The organism is Micromonospora sp. NPDC049559, from assembly GCF_040676675.1.
Classification (GTDB): domain Bacteria; phylum Actinomycetota; class Actinomycetes; order Mycobacteriales; family Micromonosporaceae; genus JBFAPK01.
Map to the genome: position 1 here is coordinate 1 of NZ_JBFAPK010000047.1, position 24782 is coordinate 24782.

The following is a 24782-nucleotide window of genomic DNA, read 5'->3' on the forward strand; positions in this document are numbered from 1 at the left end:
GGCGAGCGGCGACCTCGTCGGGGGTCAACAGCTCGTCATCCATTCATGTCCTCAAGCCTGACGGGCTTCGCGGGGCACGGCGGGCCCGACCCCAAACCGCGACCCACCGAGGGACCGCGACCGAAGGAGCGCGACCAGAGACCTACAGCGGCACCGTCACCAGCGGCGTCGCCACCCCGCTCGGGTCCACCGACTGCACCTGCACCCGGTCGATCTCCGCCCGCGGCGTCGAGGTCGAGACCTGGAGCAGCAGCGGCTGGGGCCGGGCGGCGGTGCCGTACCCGCCGGCCGGTACCGACCAGCTGGAGAGCACCTCGGAGGTGCCGTTGCGGCGCAGCACCACCAGCCGGCAGGTACGCGGGCCGGGCAGCTTGGTGAGGGCGAACGAGATCTGCGTGCCGAACGGCGCCGAATCCAGGATCAGGTCGGCGCGGACGCCGGTGCCGCCGTCGGTGGCGGTCACCTTCTGCCCGCCCTCGACCTCGGGGCCGCCGATGCCCGGTCCGGGCTGGCCGCCGGGGCCGGGTTCACCGCTGGGGAACGGCTCGTCGGGACCCGTCGTGGCCGACGCCGTCGCCGAGGGCTGGGCGTCGATGCGCGGCGGATCGGCCAGCCGCGTACCGGCGAAGAGCGCCACGCCGCTGAAGATCAGCAGCGCGACCACGCCGGCGGCCAGGGCGTAGAGCTGGCGGCTGCGGGCCCGGTGGCGTTCCCGTCCGACGGTGACGAGCATCCGGTCGAGCAGCTGCCCGTCCGAGGTCGACTTCTCCACCGTGGCGAGGTCGTCGCCGTCCACGTCGGCGAGCAGGTCGACGACGGGAAGCAGCGACTCCAGCTCGCCCGCGCAGACCCAGCACTCGGCCAGGTGCTCCTCGAAACGTTCGGCGTCGCGCTCGTCGAGCACGCCCAGGGCGTACGAGGCGACGTCCCAGTGCTCCTCGCGGGTCACTCTGTCACCCCTCGTTCCTGCAGGGCGGCGCGCAGCGCGCGGAGCGCGTAGTAGACGCGGGACTTGGCGGTACCGAGCGGCAGGCCCAGTTCCTGGGCGGCCTCCGGCACCGTGCGTCCCCGGAAGTACGTCGAGACGAGGATCTCCCGGTGCGGTTGGCTCAGGGTCCGCAGCGCGTCGGTGACCGTCATCAGCCGCAGCACCCGGTCCGTCTCGTCGGCCTGGGAGAAGCTCTCCAGGTCCCGGTCGTACGTCTCGGCGGGCCGGGCCTGTTCGCTGCGGTGGTCGTCGATCGCGATCCGGCGGGCGACCGTCACGAGCCAGGGCCGGAGCGAGCCGTTCGCCTGCACCCGCAGCCGGTGCGCGTTGCGCCAGGCCCGCAGCAGCGTCTCCTGCACGATGTCCTCGGCCCGCTGCCGGTCCCCGCCGGTCAGTCGCAGCACGAACATCAGCAGCGGTCCCGCGTGCTCGGCGTAGAGCATCCGCATCAGCTCGTCCGAGTGGTTCGTTTCGGCCGACCCGGCGTGGTGTCGTCCGGGGACCGATCTCGCCATCACCGGAACATCATGGCGGTCCGCCGGTCGCGCGTCGAGGGTCTTCCACTGATCTATCGCGCGCGGCTGCCGGACGGCGTACGCCCGCTCCGCCCCGAACCGGTCGCCGCGCCATCCGCTGGCTACCGCATACATCCGCATCCTCCCCATCCGCGCCGGTCCGGGAGCACCGGGTCGGCCGCCACGCAGAGGTACGGATCGGGTGCGGCTACGGATCAAAGCGAAACGCCGAAAGTTCCGCGCGGCGGCGGCTGCGATCCGGTCGCCTCGCCGTCGTGCATCGCCGCCCACCCGCCGACGAAGCGTTCCAGCTCGTCACCGGCGAGCACCCGGCCGGGGAACCAGTCGCCCGCGACCCGCCGGGTCAGCTCGGGCACGGGCGGCTCGGTCCGGCCGGCGACGAGCACCAGGTTGCCGTACCGGCGACCGCGCAGCACCGCCGCGTCGGCGATCAGGCAGGCCCGGGGCAGCACCTCGCGCACGGTGGCGACCTGCGCGCGGGCGTACCGCAGCGGCGGCCCGTCGGCGATGTTGACCAGGTAGACCCCGTCCGGTGTCAGCGCCCGGGCGACCTCGCCGGCGAACTCCACCGACGACAGGTGCGCCGGGGTCCGCGCCCCGGCGAAGACGTCCCCGACGACCAGGTCGTACGAGCCGTCGCGGGCGGCGGTGACGGCGGCCCGGGCGTCCTCGACGCGTACCCGCAGCCGGGGGTCGGGCGGCCAGGGCAGGGTCCGCCGTACCAGCTCCACCAGCGCCGCGTCGATCTCGACGACCCGCTGCTCCGAGCCGGGACGGGTCCGGGCCACGTACCGGGGCAGGGTCAGCGCCCCGCCGCCGAGGTGCAGCACCCGCAGCGGCCGGCGGGACGGCGCGGCCAGGTCGATCGCGGCGGCCATCCGCCGGATGTACTCGAACTCCAGGTGGGTCGGGTCGTCCAGGTCGACGTGCGACTGCGCGGTGCCGTCGAGCAGCAGCGTGAACGCGCGCGGCCGGTCCGGGTCCGGCGCGATCTCCGCCCGGCCGGTGCCGACCTCCTCGACGACCCGGTCCTTCCCCCGCTTGCGCCCCACCCGTCAAGTATCCCCGGACCGGCGGCCGAAGATCACCGGGTCGGGCCAACGGCCGGCGACGTCACCCACGTCGCCTCAGCGGCCGCCCCGGGCCGTGATCGCGGCCCGGCCGGCCGCGATGGTCAGCGCCCGGTGCAGCAGCCGGGCGTCGCCGAGCAGCCCCCGCAGCCGCCGTTCCAGCCCGGCGATCGGGATCAGGTTCTGCGGCGCGCGCGGGTCCTTGTACGAGGTCGAGGCGAACTTCGGCAGCGTCACCAGGGAGAGGTCGGCCAGCGCGACCGCCTCGCCCGGGTCCAGGTCGGTCGAGCACTCCACCCGGACGATGCCCGCCCACGGCGCCCCGGCCGGGCCGGGCAGCCGCAGGTACCAGGAGTAGCCGCCCCACGCGGTACCGACCCGGAAGACCGGGCAGCGCTGGCCCGGCTCCAGCGCCGTCACCACCGCGGAGAGCTGCGCCGACAGGTACCTGCCCTGCTGCGTCTTGATGTAGCCGAGGGTGCGCGGCAGGTTCCGCCGCCGGCGCAGCGGCCCGTCCACCACCAGCAGGTCGTCCGCGTCCGCGCCGCCCTGCCGGGCCTCCGCCGAGACCTCCACCTCCAGCTCGGTCAGCGGGCCCTGCACCGTCTGGCTCAGCTTCGCGACGTCGCTGGTGCCGACCCGGTGCACCCGGTAGCGGACCGTCCCGGCGAGCAGGTCCGGCGCCTCCTGGCTGGCCGTGAAGAGCCCCCGGTCGACCCGGCGCACGGCCAGCTCCGCCGAACCGCGCCGCAGGTCGCAGCGGACCACGCCGGCGGCGTACGAGGCCGCGATGCCCGGGTACGACGCGCCGTCGTCCTCCCGGGTCCAGAGGCCCGCGTCGATCCGGCGTACCCCGTCGACCAGCAGCACCACCGGCGGCGGCCGCAGCTGCGGCGGCGCCGAGAGCGGGCGCCAGGTGGCCGCCGGCATCTCGACGTCGGTGTCGACCTGGGCACTGCTCTCGCTGGTCGGCCCGTCGCCCGTCTCCACCTGCTCGAACGAGGTGCCGTAGGACGGGTTCCACCCGTCCACGTGCCACCGCACTGCCGCACCTCCCGTGGGGGTTGAGGTCACCCGACCCGCTCGATCCGGGCGGTACGGGGAGTCTTGTGCACCTCGAAGCGCACCGGCACCCGCTCGGCCAGGGCCGGTACGTGGGTGACGACGCCGACCATCCGGTCCCCGCGCGCGGCCAGGTTCTCCAGGGTCGCGGCCACCGTGTCGAGCGTGGCGGCGTCGAGCGTGCCGAAGCCCTCGTCCAGCAGGATCGACTCCAGGCTCGCCGCCGTGGTCGACAGCCCGGCGAGCTGTTCGGAGAGGGCCAGCGCCAGGGCGAGCGAGGCCTGGAACGTCTCGCCGCCCGACAGGGTGCGCACGCCCCGGCGCAGCCCCGCGTCGTGGTGGTCGACGACGAAGAACTCGCCCTTGTCGTGGCCGAGGTCGTACTGCCCGGCGGAGAGTTCCCGCAGGATCCCGGAGGCGCCGTCGACCAGCAGGTCCAGCGCCTCGGTCAGCAGCCACCGCTCGAAGTTGTTGGCACGCAGGTGCCCGGCCAGGGTCTTCGCGACCCGGGCCGCCCGCTCGTGCGTACCGCGCTGCTCGGTGAGCTGGCGGGCCTGTTCGCGGCGCTCGGTGAGCCGCCGGTGCTCCGCCTCGGCGCGCTCGACCGCCACCGCGGCGCCGCGTACCGGGTCGTCGGGCACGGCGAGCCCCGCGTCGGCGAAGAGCCGCCCGATCCGCTCCTCGACCGCTGCGGCGGTCGCCTCGGCGTCGCGCAGCGCCGCCGCCGCGCCGACCCGCTCGTCCCGGCGCCGCCGCGCCTCGCCGGCCGCCCAGTCGCCGAGCGCCGTCCAGGCCGCCGCCACGTCGTCGCGGTCCACGGCCGGCGGGCCCAGCCGGGCGATGCCGTCGCGGGCCGCGTCGAAGTCGCGCCAGGCCGTCCGCAGCCGCTCCTCGGCCGCCTCGACCCCGGCCCGGGCGCGGCGCTGGGCCTCCCGGGTCGAGCGGACCGACCCGCCCGCCTCGTCGAGGTCGCGCCGCAGCGCCTCCAGGGTCTCCAACCGCTGGCGCAGCGACTCCGGCCCGGGGGAGTCGGCCAGCTGCGCGGCCAGCTCCGCCAGCCGGGCGTCGAGCTGGTCGTGCCGGGCGCGGGTCCGCTCCAGCGCGCGTTCCAGCTCGCGGGCGGCCTGGTCGCGCTCGGCGACCACCCGCTGGGCGGCGTCGGCGGCGGCGCGGGCGGCGTGCCCGGCGGCCTCGGCCGCGGCCAGCGTCGAGCCGGCCGGCACCGCGGGCACCTCGTGCACCGGCTGCGCGCAGACCGGGCAGGTGGCGCCGGCCGCCAGCTGCGCGCGCAGCGCCGCCGCCCGGTCGCTGTTCTGCGCCTCCTGGTACGCCCGGCGGGCCGCCTCCAGCGCGCCGGCCGCCTCCTCGGCGGCGGTACGGGCCTGCGCCAGCGCGTCGAGCGCCGCCCGGTGGTCGGTCTCGGCCTCGGCCAGGCCCGCGCCCAGCGTCCGCGCCTCGCCCGCCGTGCGGTCCCGCTCGGCGTGCGCCCGCAGCAGCAGCCGCAGCGCGGCCGGGTCGCCGGCGCCGGCCAGCTCGCCCCGGAGCTTCTCCTCCCGCTCCTCGGCGAGCGCCACCGCCCCGGCCGCCTCGGTCGCCTCGGTGCGGGCCGTGGCCACGGCGCGGGCGAGCGCGGCGACCCCCTCGGGCGGCCGGATCCGGGCCAGCTCGGCGATCTCCGCGTCGAGCGCGGCCACCCCCGTCCGCGCCGCGTCGGCGGCCGCTCGGGCGGCGCGCAGCTCCGGCAGGGCCGCCTCGACGGCGTCCGCGAGCGTACGGGCGGCGGCGACCTGCCCGGCCGCGGCCGCCAGCGACTCGTCGTCGGTACCGGTGAGGCCGGCGAGGACCTGGTCGACGGTGGCGAGCTGGGCCTCGGCGCGGATCGCCCGGGCGCTCGCCCGCTTCTGGATCTCCTCGTAGACCCCGAGCCCCAGCAGGTTCACCAGGATCTGCTGCCGGGTCGCCGGCTTGGCGTGCAGGAACTCGGCGAACTGCCCCTGCGGCAGGATCACGCAGCTGGTGAACTGCTCGTACGGCAGTCCGACCGCCTCCAGCACGGCCTGTTCCATCTCGGCCGGCGTACCGGCGATCACCTCGCCCAGGTCCTCCGGGCTCATCCCGGTGTCGAGCTTGGTGACGTCGAACCCGGCCGGCATCAGCTGGAGGCCGGCGTTGCCGGTCTTGGCGTTGCCGCGCGCGTCCCGGCGCACCACCCGGGTCGCCACGTACCGCGAGTTCGCCGACTCGAAGACCAGCCGCACCCGCGCCTCGGCCGACGAGGGGGAGAGCGCGTTGCCGATGCCCCGGGTGCTCGCCCAGCGCGGCACGGTGCCGTACAGGGCGAAGCAGATCGCGTCGAGGACGGTGGACTTGCCGGAGCCGGTCGGCCCGACCAGCGCGAAGAAGTCGGCGTCGGTGAAGTCGATGGTGGTGGGCTCGCGGAAGACGGTGAATCCGGCCATGTCCAGCCGCAGCGGTCTCACGCCGACTCGACCTCCTCGTAGAGCTCGTCGAAGAGTTCCCGTACGCCGTCCTCGCCCTGCCCCCGGCTGGTCAGGTAGTCGGCGAAGAGGTCCCGGGGCGAGCGGCCGGCCCGCTGGGCGCCCCGGTTCGCGGCGGCCGTCGCGGCGAGCAGCTCGGGGTCGATGCGCACCTCCAGGGCGCGCGGCAGCAGCTCCTGCACCTCCTCGCGCAGCCCGGCCCGCGGGGTCTCCCGCACGTACACCCGCAGCCAGGCGTCCGGCGGCGACATCGCGGCCAGCTCGGCGAGGGTGCCGCGGACGGTGCGCAGCGGCGTGGCCGCGGTGATCGGCACCTCGCGTACCCTGGCCGCGGTCCGGGCGCCGACCTCGACGATGGTGACCGACGGGACGTTCTCCGTCTCGCCGAAGTCGATCGGCAGCGGGCTGCCGCTGTAGCGGATCGGGCAGGGACCGATCACCTGCTGGGAGCGGTGCAGGTGGCCGAGGGCCACGTAGTGCGCGTTGCCGGGGAAGACGGTGGCCGGTACCGCGTAGCCGAGCACCGTGTGCGCCTCCCGCTCGCCGCCGCCCGTCTGGGCGCCGACCACGGTCAGGTGCGCGGCGACCAGGTGCACCCGGTCCGGCTCGTCGAAGCCCTCGGTGAGCCGGCCGAGCAGCCGGCCGAGGTGGTCGGCGTACGTCTGGGTGGCCTCGGCGGCGGTCAGCTCGTACATCTCCACGGCCCGTACCGCGTAGCGCTGGGAGAGGAACGGCAGCGCGACGACCCGCCACCGTTCGCCGGAGGCGGTGCTGCCGTCGACGATGTGCTCGGCCGGGCTGTCGCGGACGGTACCGCGCAGCGCCACCCCGGCCGCCTCGGCCCAGGGGCGCAGCGCGTCCAGGGCCGGGCCGTTGTCGTGGTTGCCGCCGATCGCGACCACCTGGGCGCCGGTGGCCCGCAGCGCCGAGAGCGCCCGGGTGACCAGCCGGGTCGAGTCGGGCGTCGGGGCCGCCGTGTCGTAGAGGTCCCCGGCGACGATCACCAGGTCGGGTCGCTCGGCGCGGGCGATCTCGACGAGCTGGGCGAGCACGGCCACGTGCTCGGCGACCCGGTTCTGTCCCTTGAGGACCTTGCCGACGTGCCAGTCGGAGGTGTGCATCAGCTTCACGCGGGCCGCCTCAGAACGGGATGTCGTCGTCGGCGAGCGCGCCCGGTCGGGTACCGACCACCGCGAACGGGTCGGCGGCCTGCGTGATCGACCGCAGCGTCTCGGACGGGGCCCGGCCCGCCTCCGAGACCCGGGTGGCCCAGGCCGGGAACGGGAACTCCAGGCAGAGCGGTACCGGGATGTCCGGCTGGTTGACGAACATCGTGCCGGGCTTGGCGAGCAGGGCGCGCTGGCGCTGGGCCGGGGGGAGGAAGCCGTACTCGGGTCGGGACGCCTCGGCCGGGTCCAGCCGGCCCACCACCCGGATCGCCGAGTTCGTCACGATCCGCCGCTCGACCTCGCTCGCGGTCTGCTGCGCCCCGATCAGGATCACCCCGAGCGAGCGGCCCCGCTCGGCGATGTCGAGCAGCACCTCCTTGATCGGCGAGGAGCCCTCCCGCGGCGCGTACTTGTTCAGCTCGTCCAGCACGACGAAGAGCAGCGGCTTCGCGGTGCCCGCCTTCTCCTTGCGCTCGAACTCGCTCTTGAGGGTCACCCCGACCACGAAGCGCTGCGCCCGGTCCGGCAGGTTGTGCAGGTCGACGACGGTCACCTGGGCGCTCTCGGCGGTGTTGATGGCGTGCGGGCGGCGGGTGGCCAGGTCGCCCCGGATCAGCCGGGACAGGTCCTTCTTGCTGCCGATCAGCCGCCGGGCGAAGGCGTTGACCGTGCCGATGCCGACCGCGCTGCCGGCCCACTCGGACCGGGTCTCGTCGTCGTTGAGCCGGTCGACGATGTGGTCCACCAGGTCGGGGTAGGAGCCGATCCGGGTGCCGTCGATGCTGATCCCGCCGTCGGCCGGCTGCGCGTAGCGGGCCAGGTGCGCCGCGACCGCGTGCACCACCATCGTGTACTGCTGGCGCTCGTCGTCGGCGTCGGCGAAGACGTACGGCAGCAGCCGGTCGGCGCAGAACTCGGCCAGCGTCCAGTAGAAGCTGTCCACGCCCGCGAGCCGGCTGCTCACGTCCGGCGTGCCCGAGGCGTCGCCCGCGCGCGGCGGGGCGTAGACCCGCACGTCCGGGAAGGCGCCGGCGGCCAGCCCCAGCTTCGCGTACGCCGTCGTGGTGGCCTCGTCCAGCCGGGTGTTGGGATGGTCGAGGAAGAGCAGGTCCTCGCCCTTGACGTTGAAGATCAGCGCCTTGGCGTTGACCGCGTCGCCGCCCAGCACGCCGGAGCGGAAGACCGAGTAGAGCAGGAACGTGGCGAAGCTGGTCTTGGTCGCCACCCCGGAGATGCCGGAGATGGAGACGTGCGCGCCCCGGGTGCCGTCGAGGAAGTCGGCGTTGAGGAAGACGGGCACGCCGTCGCGGCCGGTCCCCATCGGGATCCGCCGCTCCATCCGGTCGAAGTGCAGCGCGGCGGCGCGGGCGTCACCCTGCGCGCGGTGCACCAGCGCCCCGGGCGCGGGCGGTACGTACAGCTCCGGGTCGACCCGGGTGGTGCTGATCTCGGCCGCCTCCTGCACCATCGCGGGCAGCGTGCCGTCGGCGATCGCGAAGACGTCCGAGTCGAACTGTGCCCCCTCGTGCCGGGCGCGGACCTGGGTGACCACCCCGGCGATGGTGACTGGATCCCGGTCGGGCAGCTCCCGGTGGGTCACCACCACGTCGTCGAGCTGGAGGTAGCTGCCGGGGATGACCGCGGTCCAGAACTGCAGCGGGGTGGCGTCGGCGGTGCCGAGCACCCGTCCGACCACCTCGCCGGGCCCCTCGGGGGTATCGCCGTCGCGCTCGGGGCCGGTCACCGGCCGCCTCCGATCGTGGTCGACTCTTGGTCAGGACACAACACGAGATGCATCCTGCCCCACGCGTACGACAGCACGCCAAGTGACGCGCTGCCGTCGCGCGCTCCGGACCGGTCCGCTGTGACGCGATCGGCGCGATCCGGCACCCCGGCTGATCCGCGCGGGTGCCCCGCTCCCGGCCCGTCGAGGCGTCCCGCTCCCAGGCCGGCGCCCCTCCCCGGCCCGTCCGGGAGTCCTGCTGCGACCTGGTCCGGGCGTGGCCGGCCGGCCCGTCAGGCGCGGGCGTAGCGGAGCAGCAGCGTGGCGTCGGCCCCGAGCACGTGCCGCAGCGCCATCCCGCGCGGCGGGCTCGGCGTGCCGGTGATGATCCGGTCGGCGCCGGGGCCGGCCAGCAGCGGCGCGACGGTGAGGCAGACCTCGTCCACCAGGTCGGCGGCGGTGAGCGCGCCGAAGAGCCGGGGCCCGCCCTCGCAGAGCAGTTGCCGGTGGCCGCGGCGGCGCAGCTCGGCCAGGCCGGCGGCGAGGTCGACCCGGTCGGTACCGAGCGGCACCAGCTCCGCCACGTCCGTCAGCCCGGGCGGCGGGGTGGCCCCGGCGCGGGTGAGCACCAGCGGGCGTACCGGCGCGTCGGCGAAGGCCGCCTGCGCGGGGTCGAGGACCAGCTCCGACGAGACCACCACCAGCGTCGGGTACTCGGCCAGCCCGTGCGCGCGGCGCCAGGCGCGGCGGCGCTCGTCCAGCCGCACCGCGTGGTACCCCTCGTGGCGCAGCGTGCCGGCGCCGACCACCAGCGCGTCGCAGAGCATCCGCAGCACGCCGAAGACGCGCTTGTCCGGGCCGTTGGACAGGCCCGCGGAGTACCCGTCGAGTTCCACCGCGCCGTCGACGCTGGTGACGAAGTTGACCCGCAGGCACGGCTGTTCGGCGCGGCCGTACAGCTCGGTCAGCGCGTCGTCGTCCAGTGGCGTACCGGTCGGCGCGGGCCAGAGCCGCCGGATGGGGGCCTGGACCGCGGGGGTGGGCTCGGTCATTCGCCGGCCGGCCCGGTCGCCGGGGGCGCGGGTACCGGCTCCCGGTGCTGGCAGTCGCACCAGTTGCGACCCGCACACCGGTCGTGGCGGCGTTCGCGGCATGCGCGGCAGATCATGTCGGCAGCCTATGCCCCCGGTGCGCCGCCCGCCCGGGCCGCCGCCGGAGGAGGTCACCCGGCGGAGGGGCGTACCGTTCGGGTGACTGATGGTTACGCCGCCAGCGCGCATGGTATTCATTGAAGGTGCGCGAACCCTCCAGCCCGCACCGGCAGATCTACCAGCTGAAGGTGTCCCTGGCCGACGTCACGCCGCCGGTGTGGCGGCGGGTACTGGTGCCCGGCGGTTACACCCTGGACCGGGTACACCGGGTGTTCCAGCACGTCATGGGCTGGCAGAACTGCCACCTGCACTCGTTCGACATCGACGGCCTCCAGTACGGTGAACCGGACCCGGACGGCGGCCTGACGCTCCGCGACGAACTGGACGCCCGGCTCGACGCCGTCGCCGTGAAGGGCGGCCGGTTCCTCTACACCTACGACTTCGGCGACTGGTGGGAGCACGAGGTCACCGTCGAGGACGTCTTCGGCGCCGACCCGGACGAGCGGTACCCGGTCTGCGTGGCGGGGGAGCGGGCCTGCCCGCCCGAGGACGTCGGCGGACCCTTCGGCTACCGGCTCTTCCTGGCCGCCCTCGCCGACCCGGGGCATCCGGAGCACGACTCGATGCGCCGCTGGGTGGGGCGCCCGTTCGACCCGGTCGTCTTCGAGCCGGGACGCGTGACCACGCTGGCCCGCCGCCTCGCCTGAGCGCTTCGCCGGAGCCCCCCTCGCCCGCGTACCCGCGGGCCCGCCGTGCGCTGCCCGCTCGCGTGTCCCGGCGCCTTCGCCCACGTGCCCGGCGCCTTCGCCCACGTGCCCGGGCTGGCGCCGCCGCAGGTGTGATCTCACCATTCCCCCGGCAGTAGGCCTCTCCGGAGCACGCGAGGGCCCTGCTGCTCAGCAGTTGCGCGATCATGCGCCCGCCGCCCGCCGCCCGCCGCCCGCCGCCCGCCGCCCGCCGCCCTTTGCCCGCCGCCTCGCCTGAGCCCGCTGCCCGCCACCGGATCGTGGCGGCGTAGCGGGGCGTAACGGACTTCTCGCCGCAGCGCAACGATCGAGTACCGGTAACGAAATGGGAACGCTCCCAAGCGTCTCTTGACACCCCCGAAACTCGTCGGCAATCTCATGGGAGCGCTCCCGAGGGGGTGACGCAAGCCATACCGCCCGGGGCTCTCATCACGCCGGGCGCCGCGAACCTGCCGAACCAACCGGGCGGTACGCCGGGCCGCACGTCGCCGGCGACCGCTCGTTGTACCGCACCACCCCACCGCACCTTGCAGACGACCTGAGAGGGGTCAGGATGAGTGGCACGCCCCGCCGTCGCCGGTACGCGGCCGCCGCACTAGCGTCCGTCGCGGTCTTCGCCGCCACGGCCTGTGGCGACTCCGCGGATTCGGCCGACCCGAACGCGCCCGTCACGCTCGTCGTGGACGTCTTCGGCGACCAGGGCTTCGGTTACGAGGAGCTCTACAAGCAGTACCAGCAGGACCACCCGAACATCAAGATCCAGGAGCGCGGCAAGGGCCTCGGCCTGGGCGACTACAACACCCGGCTGACCCAGCAGATCACCGCGGGTTCCGGCGCCGGCGACGTGGTGGCCCTGGAGGAGGGCACGATCGTCCAGTTCTACGCGCAGTTGGACAAGTTCGTGAACCTGGCCGACCACGGCGCCAACGACCTCAAGGGCAACTTCCTGCCGTGGAAGTGGGAGCAGGGCGCGCCGGGCGGCAAGGTGCTGGGCCTCGGTACCGACGTCGGCTCGATGGCGATCTGCTACCGCAGCGACCTGTTCAAGGCCGCCGGGCTGCCCACCGACCGCGACCAGGTCGGTTTGCTCTGGCCGACCTGGGACGCCTTCATCGAGCAGGGGAAGAGGTTCGCCGCCGCCGACAAGCAGCACAAGTTCGTCGACTCGGCGACCAACTTCTTCAACGTGGTGCTCAGCCAGGTGGCCGGCAACGGCTCCGGCTACACGTACTACGACAAGAGCAACAAGCTGGTGCTGGAGAGCAACCCGGACATCAAGACGGCGTTCGACCTCACCACCAAGATGACGGCGGCGGGGCTGTCGAACAACCTCCAGTCCTTCTCGAACGAGTGGAACGCGGGCTTCAAGAACGGCACCTTCGCCACCATCGCCTGCCCGGCCTGGATGACCGGCAACATCAAGGGCCAGGCCGGTGACGCGGCGGCCGGCAAGTGGGACATCGCGAAGGCGCCGGGCAACGGCGGCAACTGGGGCGGCTCCTTCCTGGCGGTACCGAAGTCGAGCAAGCACCAGAAGGAGGCCATCGAGCTGGCCAAGTTCCTGACCAGCGCGCAGGGCCAGCTGGGGGCGTTCAAGGCGCTGGGCAACCTGCCCTCGAACCCGCAGGCGCTGACCGACCCGGCGGTGACCGCGGCGACCAACCCGTACTTCAACAACGCCCCGATCGGGGTGCTCTTCGCGGCCGGCGCGACCAGCCTCAAGCCGGTCTACCTCGGGCCGAAGAACCAGGCCGTGCGTACCGCGGTGGAGAACGCGCTGCGCGCCAACGAGCAGGGTCAGCCCGCCGACGCGGCCTGGCAGGACGCGTTGAAGAACGGCGCGGCCGCCGGCAAGTGAGCCGGTCGCGCGGATGACGGGTGGCGCCGGCGGCCTGACCGAGCCGGCGCCACCCCGGCACGTCCGAACCCGGACGCCCCGGCCGGCCGGGCCCGCCGCCCGCGGGCCCGCCGAAACTACCCCCGAAGGACTTTCCGATGAGCCTGGACCTCGACACGGCCGCGCCGCACTCCCGGCACGCCCACCGGGCCGGCCGCGGCGCGGGGCGCGGGCGCGCGTCGCGCCGCCCGCTGACCCGCTTGGACCTGAAGTTCTCGCCGTACCTGTACGTGCTGCCGTTCTTCGTCCTCTTCGCGATCTTCGGCGCGTACCCGATCGTCTACACCGTCTGGATCGCGCTGACCGACCGCTCGCCGCTCAACGCGACCATCAACTTCGTCGGCCTGGACAACTTCGTCGAGCTGCTCACCGACGACCCGCAGTTCTGGAACGCGGTCGTCAACACGTTCGGCATGTTCGTCTTCTCCACCGTGCCGCAGCTGCTGCTGGCGCTGCTGCTGGCGAGCGCGCTCAACCGGCGGCTGCGGGCGCAGACCTTCTTCCGGATGGCGATCGCCATGCCGATCATCACCTCCACCGCGGTGGTGGCCCTGATCTTCTCGATGATCTACGCCCGGGAGTTCGGCCTCGCCAACTGGCTGCTCGACCTCGTCGGCATCGACCCGATCGACTGGCGGGCCAGCCGCTTCGCCTCCTGGTTCGCCATCTCCAGCATGGTCAACTGGCGCTGGATCGGCTACAACGCCCTGATCTACCTCGCCGCCATGCAGTCGATCAGCAAGGACGTGTACGAGGCCGCCGCGCTGGACGGGGCGAGCCGGCGCCGGCAGTTCTGGTCGATCACCATCCCGCAGCTGCGCCCGACGATCATCTTCACCCTGATCATCTCGACCATCGGCGGGCTTCAGCTCTTCACCGAGCCGCTGCTGTTCACGAGCGGCTCGGGCGGGATCTCCGGCGGGTCCCAGGGCCAGTTCCAGACCATCACCATGTACCTGCTCGACGTGATGAACCAGCGCTTCCGGTGGGGGTACGCGGGCGCCGTCGCGCTCGTGCTCTTCGTACTGATCGCGCTTATGTCGATCGTCAACTACCTGCTGGCCCGGCGCATCAGCTCGGACAAGTGAGCGGACACGTGAACCGGACAAGTGAGGCGGACCGCAAAGTGAGGGACCGGAGATGACAACGACGACGCTGGGCCCGCGGCCCGTGGCGGGCGCCGGCAAGACGCGGGGCCGCCCGCACAGCGCGGACCGGCTGTGGCGGGCCACGCCGCTGACCTGGTTCGGGCTGGTATTCGGCGTGATCCTCTCGCTCTTCCCGTTCTACTGGATGATCGTGATCGCGTCCCGTACCAACGACGCCGCCAACTCCTGGCCGCCGCCGTTTTTGCCCGGGGGACGGCTGGGCGAGAACATCCAGCGGGTACTGGCCAACGGCGACGCGAACATCGTCAAGGGCCTGATGAACTCGTTCCTGGTCAGCGGGACGATCACCATCGCCACCGTCTTCTTCGGCTCGCTGGCCGGCTTCGCCTTCGCCAAGCTGCGGTTCCGCGGCAAGAACGCGCTGCTGCTGGTCATCCTCGCCTCGATGATGGTCCCGATCCAGCTGGGCGTGCTGCCGCTCTACATCCTCATGGCGAAGCTGAACTGGCTCAACACCATGCCGTCGGTCACCGTGCCGTTCCTCATCGGCGGCTTCGGGATCTTCATGATGCGCCAGTACGCCGAGCAGGCCGTACCGAACGAGCTGATCGAGGCGGCCCGGGTCGACGGCTGCTCCACCTGGGGCGTGTACTGGCACGTCGTCGCGCCGGCGCTGCGCCCGGCCGCCGCCGTACTGGGCCTGCTCACCTTCATGGAGCAGTGGAACCAGTTCTTCTGGCCGTTCGTGGTGCTGGCGGACCCGGCCAACCCGACCGTGCAGATCTCGCTGCGCAGCCTCAACTCCGCCTACTTCGCCGACAACTCGCAGATCTTCGCGGGGACCCTGATCGCCACCCTGCCGTTGTTCGTCGTCTTCGTCCTCTTCGGCCGCCAGATCATCGGCGGCATCATGGAAGGTGCCGTCAAGTCGTGACCAGCTCCGCACAGTCACACCACGTCCAGCTCGCCGACCAGGCGGCCGACCCGGGCGGCCGGGCCGAGGAGATCCACTTCCCGACCGACTTCCTCTGGGGCGCCGCCACCGCCGCGTACCAGATCGAGGGCGCGGCGTCCGAGGGCGGCCGGACCCCGTCGATCTGGGACACCTTCAGCCACACCCCGGGCCGGACCGTCTCGGGGCACACCGGCGACGTGGCATGTGATCACTATCACCGGTTCCGCGAGGACGTGCGCCTCATGGCCGACCTCGGGCTGAAGTCGTACCGGTTCTCGGTCTCCTGGCCCCGGGTGCAGCCGGACGGGTTCGGCGCGGCCAACCCCGAAGGGCTGGACTTCTACCGCCGCCTCGTCGACGAGCTGCTCGAACACGACATCGAGCCGTGGGTGACGCTCTACCACTGGGACCTGCCGCAGCCGCTGGAGGACGCTGGCGGCTGGCCGAACCGGGACACCGCGTCCCGGTTCGCCGACTACGCCCAGCTCACCCACGCCGCGCTCGGCGACCGGGTCCGGTACTGGACCACCCTCAACGAGCCCTGGTGCTCGGCCTTCCTCGGCTACGGCTCGGGGGCGCACGCGCCGGGCCGGCAGGACCGCGCGGCGGCGGTACGCGCCGGCCACCACCTGATGCTCGGGCACGGCCTGGCGGTGCAGGCGCTGCGGGCGGCCCGTCCCGACCACGAACTGGGCGTCACGCTCAACCTGTACGCGGTCTCCCCGGAGACCGGCGCGGCGGCGGACCTCGACGCGGCCCGCCGCATCGACGGGCTGGCCAACCGGTTCTTCCTCGACCCGATCCTGCGCGGGGAGTACCCGGCCGACCTGCTCGACGACCTGCGCGAGGTGAGCGACTTCGCGCACGTGCGCACCGGCGACCTCGACGTGATCTCCACCCCGCTCTCGCTGCTCGGGGTCAACTACTACAGCCGGTACGTGGTGGGCGGCCCGAGGGAGGGCGAGGCGCCGCAGCCGTACTGGCGGGCGCCGTCGGCCTGGCCGGGCAGCGAGCAGGTCCGGTTCGTCACCCGGGGGCTACCGGTGACCGACATGAACTGGGAGATCGACGCGCCGGGCCTGGTCGAGGTGCTCCGGCGGGTGCACCGCGACTACGGCGACCTGCCGATCTACATCACCGAGAACGGCTCGGCCTTCGTCGACGAGGTGGTCGACGGGCGGGTCGACGACCCGCAGCGGCTCGCCTACTTCGACGCCCACCTGCGCGCCTGCCACGAGGCGATCGGCTCCGGAGTTCCGTTGCGGGGCTACTTCGCCTGGTCGCTGATGGATAATTTCGAATGGGCCTGGGGCTACACGAAGCGCTTCGGCATGATCCACGTCGACTACGAGAGTCAGCTCCGCACCCCCAAGTCAAGTGCCAGGTGGTACGCCGAGGTGATCCGACGTAACGGACTGGCCGCAGAATAGGCGGGACCCAGCCACCATCAGGGGCTCCCGGTACCGGCCCGACCCGGGCCGGTACCGGTTCCGCCCGACGTCGGAGGAGCAGACGATGACAACCCAGCGCACCCGGTCGCTCGGGCGGCCCACCCTGGACGCGGTCGCGGCCCGGGCGGGTGTCGGGCGGGGCACGGTCTCCCGCGTCGTCAACGGTTCGCCGCAGGTGAGCCCGGAGGCGCGGGCCGCCGTACAGCAGGCCATCGCCGAGCTGGGTTACGTGCCGAACCGCGCGGCCCGGGCGCTGGTCACCCAGCGGACCGACTCGATCGCCCTGGTGGTCTCCGAGTCGGAGGAACGGGTCTTCGGCGAACCGTTCTTCGCCGGCATCGTCCGGGGGATCAGCTCCGGGCTGCTGGACACCCAGATGCAGCTCTGGCTGGCGATGGCCCAGTCCCCGGCCGAGCGGGAGCGGGTCGAGCACCACCTGACCAACCAGCACGTCGACGGGGTGCTGCTGCTCTCCCTGCACGACGCCGACCCGCTGCCCACCCTGCTGGAAGAGCGCAACCTGCCCACCGTGCTCGGCGGCCGGCCGGCCCGGATGCTCCAGCCCGACGCCCAGCCGGCCTACTTCGTCGACGTCAACAACGCCGGCGGCGCCCGCCAGGCCGTGGAGTACCTGCTCGCCAAGGGGCGCAGCTGCGTCGCCACCATCGCCGGCTCGCAGGACATGGGCGCCGGGCTCTCCCGGCTGGTCGGCTACCGGGAGGCGGTGCGGGCCAGCGGCGGCCAGGTGCGCGAGGAGCTGATCGCGTACGGGGACTTCAGCGAGGGGAGCGGGGCCGCCGCGATGCGCCGGCTGCTGGAGCTCTGCCCCGAGTTGGACGCCGTCTTCGTCGCCAGCGACCTGATGGCCTGCGGCGCCCTGCGCGCGCTGCGCGAGGCGGGCCGGCGGGTGCCGGACGACGTCGCCGTGGTCGGCTTCGAGGACGCCCCGATCGCCCGGCAGGCCGACCCGCCGCTGACGACCGTGTTCCAGCCGGTGGAGGAGATGGGCCGGCAGATGGCCCGGCTGCTGGTGTCGCGGATCCGCGGCGAGGACCTCCAGTCGCCGTACGTGCTGCTCGACACGCACATGGTCACCCGCGCCAGCGCCTGACCCTCCGCGCCCCCTCCGCGTCGATCTAGGGCAAATCCGCGTGATTAGAGATCAAATAGCAGGGATTTGCCCTAGATCGACGTGGGCTGGGTCCAGCGGCGGAGTTCGCGGCGGGCCAGCGAGGCGCGGTGCACCTCGTCCGGCCCGTCGGCCAGGCGCAGCGTACGGGCCTGGGTCCAGAGCGCGGCCAGGGGCGTGTCCTGGCTGACGCCCGCCGCGCCGTACGCCTGGATCGCCTTGTCGATCACCCACTCGGCCATCGCCGGCGTCACGATCTTGATGGCCTGGATCTCGGTGTGCGCGCCCCTGTTGCCCACGGTGTCCATCAGCCAGGCGGTCTTGAGCACCAGCAGTCGGGCCTGCTCGATGCGGACCCGCGACTCGGCGATCCAGTCCCGCACCACGCCCTGCTCGGCCAGCGGCCGGCCGAACGCGACCCGCTCGGCGGCCCGCCGGCAGAGCAGTTCGAGGGCCCGCTCGGCCATGCCGACCAGGCGCATGCAGTGGTGGATCCGGCCCGGCCCGAGCCGCGCCTGGGCGATGGCGAAGCCGGCCCCCTCCGCGCCGAGCAGGTTGGCCGCCGGCACCCGTACGCCCTCGAAGGTGATCTCGGCGTGGCCGCCGTGCGCGCCGTCGGTGAAGCCGAAGACCGTCATGCCCCGGCGTACCGTCACCCCCGGGGTGTCCCGCGGCACCAGGATCATGCTCTGCTGCCGGTGCCGGTCGGCGTCCGGATCGGTCTTGCCCATCACCACGAAGATCTCGCAGCTCGGGTCCATCGCCCCCGACGACCACCACTTGCGCCCGTCGATCACGTAGTGGTCGCCGTCGCGCCGGATCCGGGTGGCGATGTTCGCCGCGTCGGAGGAGGCGACCTCCGGCTCGGTCATGCAGAACGCCGAGCGGATCCGCCCGTCCAGCAGCGGGCGCAGCCAGCGTTCCCGCTGCTCCGGCGTGCCGAACTCGGCCAGCAGCTCCATGTTGCCGGTGTCGGGCGCCGCGCAGTTCAACGCCTCCGGGGCGAGGTGCGGGCTGCGGCCGGTCAGCTCGGCCAGCGGCGCGTACTGGAGGTTGGTCAGGCCGGCGCCGTACTCGGGGTGCGGCAGGAAGAGGTTCCACAGGCCCCGCTCGCGGGCCTGGGCCTTCAGCTCCGCCAGCACCGGCGGCCGGGACCACGGGTCCCCGGCCTCGGCGACCTGCGCGGCGTGCACCGGCTCGGCCGGGTAGACCCGGTCGACCAGGAACTCGTGCAGCGTCTCGCGCAGCTCCTCGGTGCGGGCGTCGAAGCCGAACTCCATCACTTCTCCCTGACGGCGTCGAGCCCGTACGCGACCAGCGGGGCGACCAGCCCGCCGATGCGGTCGAAGCCCTCGCCCACGGTCTGGCCCAGGCCGTACCGGTAGTGGATGCCCTCGCAGATCACGGCGAGCTTGAAACAGCCGAGCGCGACGTGCCAGTGCAGCGGGCCGACGTCGACATCGGCGCGCCCGGCGTACCGGGCGATCAGCTCGGCGCCGTCCGGGAAACCGGCGGCCGGGCCGAGCCCGTCGGCGACCGGGTTCGCGACCGGTGCGTCGCCGTCCCCGCGGCCCAGCACCTCCCAGTACGTCAGCAGCAGCCCGAGGTCGGCCAGCGGATCGCCCAGCGTCGCCATCTCCCAGTCGAGCACCGCCCGTACCGACACCGGCTCGACCTCGGCCAGCAGGTTGTCCAGGCGGTAGTCGCCGTGCACGATCCGGCCGGCGTTCGCCCCCTCCGGTACCGTCGCCGCCAGCCGTTCGCGCAGCTCGTCGATGCCGGGCAGCGGCCGGCTGCGGGAGCGGTCCAGCTGGGCCCCCCAGCGCCGGACCTGCCGGGCCAGGAAACCCTCGGGCCGGCCGAAGTCGGCGAGCCCCACCTCGGCCGGGTCGACGCCGTGCAGCGTCGCGAGGGTGTCCATCATCGCCATGGCCAGGTCCCGGCGCTGCCCGGCGCCGAGCGCGTCGGTCTGCGCGCGGCTGCGGTAGATCACCCCGTCGACGCGTTCCATCAGGTAGAACGGCGCCCCGAGCACCTCCTCGTCGGCGCAGAACAGCAGCGCGGCGGGGACCGGTACGCCGGTCGGGGCCAGCGCCGTGATGACCCGGTGTTCGCGCGCCATGTCGTGCGCGGTGGCGAGCACGTGCCCCAGCGGCGGCCGGCGGAGCACGAACTCGCGGGCGCCCGAGCGGACCAGGTAGGTGAGGTTCGACCGGCCGCCGGCGATCAGCTCGGCCCGCGGCGCCGCGCCGTCGAGCAGCTCCGGCCGGTGGGTCGCGAGGTACGCGGCGAGCCGGTCGAGGTCGAGGCCGGACGGGTGTCGGCCGGGCCGTGACGGCGGCTGCGCCGGCTGCCGCGCCGGCCGGAGGGGTGCGGCCGGCGGGTCGGTCATCCGAACAGTTGATGGCAGTTCAGCCGGGTTGTCAAGGGACGGATTGTTGCCACCGAGACACGGTGTGGCAACAGGGGCGAAATGGTCAACATGCAGGCTGGTGCCATCGATCCGGGGTACGCGGATGGACGACGGGTGACCGGTGGGTGTCCGGCGCGTGCGACGCGTGGGTCCGGTGCGTGCGCCGCGGGGACCTCGCCAGACGAAGGGACTGCCATGCTGCTGAGGGTTCGGGTGACCCTGCCGGACCGGCCCGGAGCGCTCGGCCAGGTGGCCCGCACGCTCGGCGTCGCCGGTGCCGACATCGTCCAGGTGGTGGTCCTGGAGCGGCTCGGCGGTCGGGCGGTGGACGACTTCACCGTGGTCTGGCCCGGCGTGGCCCGCGTCGACCGGCTCCTCGCCGGCCTCGCCGCGATCCCCGGGGTGCAGGTCGACGGCGTCTGGCGGGCGATCGGCACCCCGACCACCGGCGGTCAGGACGCGGAGTTGCTGGCCCAGGTCGCGGCGAACCCGACCGACGGCCTGGCGACCCTGGTCGACGCCGTACCCGGCCTGCTCGCGGCCGACTGGGCGGCGGCCGCGGTGGTTCCGGCGGACTGGGCGGCCCGCAGCGAGCCGTCCGGCGCCGGGGGCGAGCCCGCGGTCGCGTACGCGAGTTGGCGCGCCCCGACGCCGCTGCGACTGCCCGAGGTGACGCCGCTGCGGGCCCGCGCGCTGGACGGGCCGACCGGCGTGCACTTCGCCGCGGCCCCGTTCGGCCGGGCCGGGCTGGTGCTGCTGGTGGCGCGCGAGTCCCCGGAGCTGTCGGCGGCGGCCTTCCACGTCACCGAGGTCGACCGGGTCGCGCAGCTGGTCCGCGCCGCCGCGGTGATCCTCGGTGACCGGCTCGACCTGGTCAGCGCGCCCCCGGTCGCATCGCGCCCCTGACCACCCGGGCCGCCCTCCCGGGCCCGCCGAGTCGCGACAGCCCCGGTCGCCGGGCCGCCCCGCGGCCGGCCCCGCTCGGCGCGGCGGCGCGACTGGTCACCGGCGGGCAACCCGGGGGAAACAGCCGGTGGGCACGCTGGGTGGGGAAGGAGGACGACATGGCGCTATGGCGGATCCGGGCCACGGTCGACGACCGCCCCGGCTACCTCTCCGTGCTGACCGCGAGCCTGGCACTGCGGGGGGTCAACATCCTCACCGTGCAGGTGCACACCACCGAGGCGGGGGCGGTCGACGACTTCCTCGTCGACGCGCCCGACGCGCTGACCGAGGACGACCTGGTCGCGGCCGTCGAGCGGGGCCGGGGGCGGCACTGCTGGGTGGCCCGCAGCGAGGCGCGCGGCCTGGTCGACCAGCCCACCCGGGCGCTCGGGCTGGCCAACCGGCTGGTACGCGACCCGGACGCGCTCGGCGAGGCGCTGCGTACCCTGCTGGGCGCCACGGCGGTGACCTGGCGGGCGGTACCCGGTCCGGCGCGGCACGGCGGTCCCGGCGAGGCGATGTGGCTGTCGGACCCGGCCGGCGGCTCCTTCGAGATCGTGCGGGACGCGCCCAGCTTCACCCCGGCCGAGTACGCCCGCGCCCAGGCCCTGGTGGACCTGGCCACCACCGTCGTGCGGCAGCCGGCCGAACGGGTCGCGCTGGTGCTGGCCGACGGCACCGAGCTGACCGTACGACCGGCGACCGGCGACGACCTGCCCGCCGTACGCGAGCTGCACGAGCACTGCTCGCCCGCGAGCCTGCGCCGGCGCTACCCCGGCGGTACGCCCGGCCCCGCGCGGCTGGCCCGGCTGCTGGCACCCGCCCGCGGCCTCACCCTGCTGGCCGTCGCGGACGGCGGTGTGCCCCCGGACCTCGGCGGACCGGACCGGGTGGTGGCGATGGCGAACCTGGCGGCCGAGGGGCACCTGGCCGAGCTGGCGGTGCTGGTGGCGGACGCCTGGCAGCGCCGCGGACTGGGCGGGGCGCTGCTGCGCCGGCTGGTCGCCCACGCCCGGCGGGTCGGCGCCGGGGCGCTGACCGCGCACACCGGCGCGGAGAACACCAGCGTGCTGCGCATGCTGGATCGGCACGGGCTGCCGCCGGCCACCGTGGAGCGGGACGCCTCGCTGGTCAGCGTCACGCTCCCGCTGCTCCCGGCCGCCCCGCCGGTTTCCGCGCCCCGCGACGTCGCGATCTAGGGCAAATCCGCGCTATTTGATCTCTAATCACGTGGATTTGCCCTAGATCGCGGGCGTCGGGCGCCAGCGACCGTGGCTAGGTGGCCGGGTAGCTGTTGTAGTCGGGGAAGTTGCCGTAGAGCCGCTCGCCGGTCGGGCTGACCGTCACGGCGTGCACCAGCAGGTCACCGCCGACGAACGCGCCCTTCCAGGAGGCGCCGCGACCACCGAACGGCTCGTCCCGGTCGCCCCGGGAGCGGGGCTTGTTGATGCCGACCTTGAACGCCTGGAGGTCCACGGCGAGCTTGGCGGCCAGCTCCTCGTCGTCGCAGGCGAGGCTCGCCACCAGCGCGCCGTTCGAGGCGTTCATCGCGGCCAGCAGCTCGTCGCGGGTGTCGACCACCACGATCGTGTCGACCGGGCCGAACGGTTCGGCGTGCATCAGCCGGGACCGGCCGGGCGGGGCCAGCAGCACCGACGGCGCCACGTACGCGGAGGTGTCCTGCCCGTCGAGGAAGGGCGCGCCGTCCAGCCGGCCCCGGTAGAGCGGGACCGCGCCGCCGCGTACCGCCTCGTCGACCTTGCGGTGCAGCTCGTCGGCCTTGGCGGCGCTGATCAGCGGCCCGAAGTCGAGCTCCGGCAGCGGGTCGCCGGCCGACCAGTCGTCGCCCACGGCGAGCGGGTGGCCGAAGCGGACCGAGCGGACCACCGGCAGGTACATCTCCAGGAAGCGGTCGACCAGGTCGCGCTGCACCACGAAGCGCGGGTACGCCGTGCACCGCTGCTTGCCGTACTCGAAGCCCTTCTTGAGGTGCTTGGCGAGGCTGTCCCACTGGCTGAACTCCCAGATGCCCCAGGCGTTCAGCCCCTCCTGCTCGATCATGTGGCGCTTGTCGGTGTCGAGCAGCGCGGCGGCGACCTTGCCGCCGTTGGAGCGGCCGCCGACGAAGGCGACCGCGCCGATCTCCGGGGCCCGCACCAGCACCTCGGATAGCTCCTCGCCGCCGCCGGAGAGCAGCGTGGCGGGAAGCCCGGCCCGGCGCATCAGCGCGTGCGCCACGGTGAGGCAGACCGCGCCGCCCTGGGAGGGGGTCTTGGCGATCACGGCGTTGCCGGCGAGGAGCTGCACCAGCTCGGCGTGGACCAGCACGCTCATCGGGTAGTTCCAGCTGGCGATGTTGCTGACCGGGCCGTCCAGCGGCTCGCGCCCGTCGGCGAGCATCCGGTCGATCTCGCCGACGTACCAGCGGACGCCGTCGAGCGCCCGGTCGACGTCGGCGCAGGCGAGCCGCCACGGCTTGCCGATCTCCCAGACCAGCAGCAGGGCGAGCAGGTCCCGGTGCTCGGTCAGCGCGTCGAGCGCCTCGACCACCCGGGCCTTGCGCTCGGGCAGCGGCGTGGCGGCCCACTCGCGGTGCTCGGCGGCGGCGGCCAGCACCGCGGCGCGCGCGCCGTCCGCGCCGAGCCGGGGCAGGTTGACCAGTACGCTGTTGTCCACCGGGGTACGCACGGGGGTCGGGGTGCCGACGGATCGCCAGCTGCCCTCGACGAGGTTGCGCAGGGTCGCCGGGGCCGAACCGGCGCCCGCGTCGAATGCTTCGGGGGTCGCGGCCACCGCGCGGGCGAGTGTCTCCTGCCAGGCGGTGCCGTCGGCGAGGCGTAGGGCCATCGCAGCCTCCTCGGAATGACCAGTGGAGCGGCGACATCGCTGGCACCGCTGATCTGCCCGTACTGTCTCCCGAGGCGATGAGCAGCGGCAACCGTACGCTCGTAGGCCGGGACATGCCGTCCCAGTCGCGGCGCCGACCGGTACGTGGCGCGCCCCGGCCGAACCGGGCCGAGCCCGGCTGAGCTGGCCGAACGAGCGCTGTACATCGACCAAGCTCGATTATGTGAGCTAACTCGTTGCGCGGAAAGGGCTTTCCTGTGTATCGCCGCGCCCGGTGCCGCCGAGCGCCGCGAGCACGTCGTCGGTCCGGCAGACCGTGCCGAGCCGCGGGAAGACGTACTCGAACGCGAAGGCGTGGGCGTGCGCGTCCAGGCCGGTCATCGCGTCCTCCGGCAGGACGACCCGGTAGCCCAGTTCGTCGGCGAAGTGGGCGGTCTGTTCGACCCCGAAGTTGGTGGCGATGCCGGTGAGCACGAGCGTGTCGATGCGCCGTTCGCGCAGCGCGGCGTCGAGCCCGGTCTCGTGGAACGCGCCCCAGGTGTGCTTGACGACGGGCAGGTCGCCGGCGAGCGGCGCGGCCTCCGGTACCAGCTCGCTGCCGGGCGGCTGCTCGGTCACGCCCGGCCGGTCGACCCGCACGCTCACCACCAGCGCGCCGGCGGCCCGGTGCGCGGCGGCCAGCGCCGTGGCGCGGGTGACCACGTCCGGTCCCGAGTGCGGCGCGGTCGGCAGCTCGACGATCCGCCGCTGCAGGTCGATGAGCAGCACGGCGGTGCGGGCGGGTTCGAGGGTCAGGTCGCTGTCGAGGTTTTCCATGATCTTGAGGTTAGCCGGTGCCGGCCCCCGGCCGGTGCGGTGCTTCACAAAGCGGCAACGGCCCGGTTACATTGTTGGGCATCCATTCGTGGGAGCGCTCCCGGGCCTTCGCCGGAAACTCCCTCCGCGCCGCAACGAACCCCCACCCCAGCAGGCCGTGCCGGATGCGGGGAAGGGGCGGATGCGCCCACACCCGCCCCTTCATGTCCTCCGCAAACGCGTCACCGCGCGCGGCTCCACGGACAGGAGCGATTCTAATGCGTGACGACACGGCACC

At 73.8% G+C, this 24782-nt stretch carries 20 protein-coding genes; 8 read left to right on the top strand and 12 right to left on the bottom strand.

Annotation, left to right across the window (positions count from 1 at the left end):
- Positions 1–142 precede the first annotated feature (142 nt).
- The 8 genes from AB0J86_RS33910 to AB0J86_RS33945 form a co-directional block, all read right to left on the bottom strand.
- Positions 143–949, bottom strand: a complete 807-nt coding sequence (locus tag AB0J86_RS33910) for a zf-HC2 domain-containing protein (protein WP_363861774.1) — start codon at positions 947–949, stop codon at positions 143–145.
- The gene (locus AB0J86_RS33915) at positions 946–1638 is read right to left on the bottom strand and encodes a sigma-70 family RNA polymerase sigma factor (protein WP_363861775.1); all 693 of its coding nucleotides are present in this window, start codon (positions 1636–1638) and stop codon (positions 946–948) included. Before AB0J86_RS33915 ends, AB0J86_RS33910 begins: the two co-directional genes overlap by 4 nt.
- A gap of 80 nt (positions 1639–1718) precedes the next feature.
- Positions 1719–2576 carry a fused MFS/spermidine synthase gene (locus tag AB0J86_RS33920; RefSeq protein ID WP_363861776.1) on the bottom strand — a complete coding sequence of 286 codons (858 nt, stop codon included), beginning with the start codon at positions 2574–2576 and terminating at the stop codon, positions 1719–1721.
- Between the two features lie 75 nt (positions 2577–2651).
- Positions 2652–3638, bottom strand: coding sequence for a hypothetical protein (locus AB0J86_RS33925; RefSeq protein WP_363861778.1), 987 nt, complete (start codon positions 3636–3638; stop codon positions 2652–2654).
- 26 nt (positions 3639–3664) lie between these two features.
- A complete protein-coding gene (locus tag AB0J86_RS33930; RefSeq protein ID WP_363861779.1) occupies positions 3665–6136 on the bottom strand; it encodes an SMC family ATPase in 2472 nt (823 codons plus the stop codon).
- On the bottom strand, positions 6133–7284 hold the full coding sequence (locus AB0J86_RS33935) for an exonuclease SbcCD subunit D (protein ID WP_363861780.1): 1152 nt from the start codon (positions 7282–7284) through the stop codon (positions 6133–6135). The genes AB0J86_RS33930 and AB0J86_RS33935 overlap by 4 nt, the downstream gene beginning before the upstream one ends.
- A gap of 10 nt (positions 7285–7294) precedes the next feature.
- Positions 7295–9067, bottom strand: coding sequence for an ATP-binding protein (locus AB0J86_RS33940; protein WP_363861781.1), 1773 nt, complete (start codon positions 9065–9067; stop codon positions 7295–7297).
- A gap of 272 nt (positions 9068–9339) precedes the next feature.
- Positions 9340–10098 (bottom strand): pyrimidine reductase family protein, encoded by a 759-nt coding sequence (locus AB0J86_RS33945; RefSeq protein ID WP_363861782.1) that lies wholly within the window; start codon positions 10096–10098, stop codon positions 9340–9342.
- Positions 10099–10340: 242 nt separating this feature from the next.
- Here AB0J86_RS33945 and AB0J86_RS33950 point away from each other — a divergent pair, with 242 nt between their 5' ends.
- The 6 genes from AB0J86_RS33950 (at position 10341) to AB0J86_RS33975 (ending at position 17466) form a co-directional block, all read left to right on the top strand.
- Entirely contained in the window at positions 10341–10904 is a 564-nt protein-coding gene (locus AB0J86_RS33950) for a plasmid pRiA4b ORF-3 family protein (RefSeq protein WP_363861783.1), read from the top strand.
- 592 nt (positions 10905–11496) lie between these two features.
- Positions 11497–12801: an extracellular solute-binding protein gene (locus AB0J86_RS33955; RefSeq protein WP_363861784.1), complete on the top strand. Its 1305-nt coding sequence runs from the start codon at positions 11497–11499 to the stop codon at positions 12799–12801.
- Between the two features lie 137 nt (positions 12802–12938).
- Entirely contained in the window at positions 12939–13928 is a 990-nt protein-coding gene (locus AB0J86_RS33960) for a sugar ABC transporter permease (protein WP_363861785.1), read from the top strand.
- Positions 13929–13980: 52 nt separating this feature from the next.
- The gene (locus tag AB0J86_RS33965) at positions 13981–14883 is read left to right on the top strand and encodes a carbohydrate ABC transporter permease (protein WP_363861786.1); all 903 of its coding nucleotides are present in this window, start codon (positions 13981–13983) and stop codon (positions 14881–14883) included.
- A gap of 71 nt (positions 14884–14954) precedes the next feature.
- A complete protein-coding gene (locus AB0J86_RS33970) occupies positions 14955–16334 on the top strand; it encodes a GH1 family beta-glucosidase (protein WP_363861832.1) in 1380 nt (459 codons plus the stop codon).
- Between the two features lie 85 nt (positions 16335–16419).
- On the top strand, positions 16420–17466 hold the full coding sequence (locus AB0J86_RS33975; protein WP_363861787.1) for a LacI family DNA-binding transcriptional regulator: 1047 nt from the start codon (positions 16420–16422) through the stop codon (positions 17464–17466).
- 71 nt (positions 17467–17537) lie between these two features.
- On the opposite strand, the gene AB0J86_RS33980 is transcribed toward AB0J86_RS33975, so the two are convergent.
- Complete coding sequence (locus AB0J86_RS33980) at positions 17538–18764, bottom strand: acyl-CoA dehydrogenase family protein (RefSeq protein ID WP_363861788.1); 1227 nt, start codon at positions 18762–18764, stop codon at positions 17538–17540.
- Positions 18764–19876 carry a phosphotransferase family protein gene (locus AB0J86_RS33985; RefSeq protein WP_363861789.1) on the bottom strand — a complete coding sequence of 371 codons (1113 nt, stop codon included), beginning with the start codon at positions 19874–19876 and terminating at the stop codon, positions 18764–18766. Before AB0J86_RS33985 ends, AB0J86_RS33980 begins: the two co-directional genes overlap by 1 nt.
- Before the next feature lie 216 nt (positions 19877–20092).
- On the opposite strand from AB0J86_RS33985, the gene AB0J86_RS33990 reads away from it, so the two are divergent.
- Positions 20093–20803 carry an amino acid-binding protein gene (locus tag AB0J86_RS33990; RefSeq protein ID WP_363861790.1) on the top strand — a complete coding sequence of 237 codons (711 nt, stop codon included), beginning with the start codon at positions 20093–20095 and terminating at the stop codon, positions 20801–20803.
- Positions 20804–20961: 158 nt separating this feature from the next.
- Positions 20962–22041 (top strand): GNAT family N-acetyltransferase, encoded by a 1080-nt coding sequence (locus AB0J86_RS33995; RefSeq protein WP_363861791.1) that lies wholly within the window; start codon positions 20962–20964, stop codon positions 22039–22041.
- Between the two features lie 76 nt (positions 22042–22117).
- Here the strand turns inward: AB0J86_RS33995 and AB0J86_RS34000 are convergent, their stop codons facing one another.
- Both AB0J86_RS34000 and AB0J86_RS34005 read right to left on the bottom strand, forming a co-directional pair.
- On the bottom strand, positions 22118–23689 hold the full coding sequence (locus AB0J86_RS34000; RefSeq protein ID WP_363861792.1) for an aldehyde dehydrogenase family protein: 1572 nt from the start codon (positions 23687–23689) through the stop codon (positions 22118–22120).
- A 228-nt stretch (positions 23690–23917) separates the two neighbouring features.
- Positions 23918–24505, bottom strand: a complete 588-nt coding sequence (locus tag AB0J86_RS34005; protein WP_363861793.1) for an isochorismatase family protein — start codon at positions 24503–24505, stop codon at positions 23918–23920.
- Positions 24506–24782 lie beyond the last annotated feature (277 nt).

Coding starts and splice junctions, on each gene's coding strand:
- AB0J86_RS33945 (WP_363861782.1), bottom strand. CDS start 10,098: ATGACCGAGCCCACCCCCGCGGTCCAGGCCCCCATCCGGCGGCTCTGG.
- AB0J86_RS33960 (WP_363861785.1), top strand. CDS start 12,939: ATGAGCCTGGACCTCGACACGGCCGCGCCGCACTCCCGGCACGCCCAC.
- AB0J86_RS33915 (WP_363861775.1), bottom strand. CDS start 1,638: ATGTATGCGGTAGCCAGCGGATGGCGCGGCGACCGGTTCGGGGCGGAG.
- AB0J86_RS34000 (WP_363861792.1), bottom strand. CDS start 23,689: ATGGCCCTACGCCTCGCCGACGGCACCGCCTGGCAGGAGACACTCGCC.
- AB0J86_RS33980 (WP_363861788.1), bottom strand. CDS start 18,764: ATGGAGTTCGGCTTCGACGCCCGCACCGAGGAGCTGCGCGAGACGCTG.
- AB0J86_RS33975 (WP_363861787.1), top strand. CDS start 16,420: ATGACAACCCAGCGCACCCGGTCGCTCGGGCGGCCCACCCTGGACGCG.
- AB0J86_RS33955 (WP_363861784.1), top strand. CDS start 11,497: ATGAGTGGCACGCCCCGCCGTCGCCGGTACGCGGCCGCCGCACTAGCG.
- AB0J86_RS33985 (WP_363861789.1), bottom strand. CDS start 19,876: ATGACCGACCCGCCGGCCGCACCCCTCCGGCCGGCGCGGCAGCCGGCG.
- AB0J86_RS33990 (WP_363861790.1), top strand. CDS start 20,093: ATGCTGCTGAGGGTTCGGGTGACCCTGCCGGACCGGCCCGGAGCGCTC.
- AB0J86_RS34005 (WP_363861793.1), bottom strand. CDS start 24,505: ATGGAAAACCTCGACAGCGACCTGACCCTCGAACCCGCCCGCACCGCC.
- AB0J86_RS33965 (WP_363861786.1), top strand. CDS start 13,981: ATGACAACGACGACGCTGGGCCCGCGGCCCGTGGCGGGCGCCGGCAAG.
- AB0J86_RS33995 (WP_363861791.1), top strand. CDS start 20,962: ATGGCGCTATGGCGGATCCGGGCCACGGTCGACGACCGCCCCGGCTAC.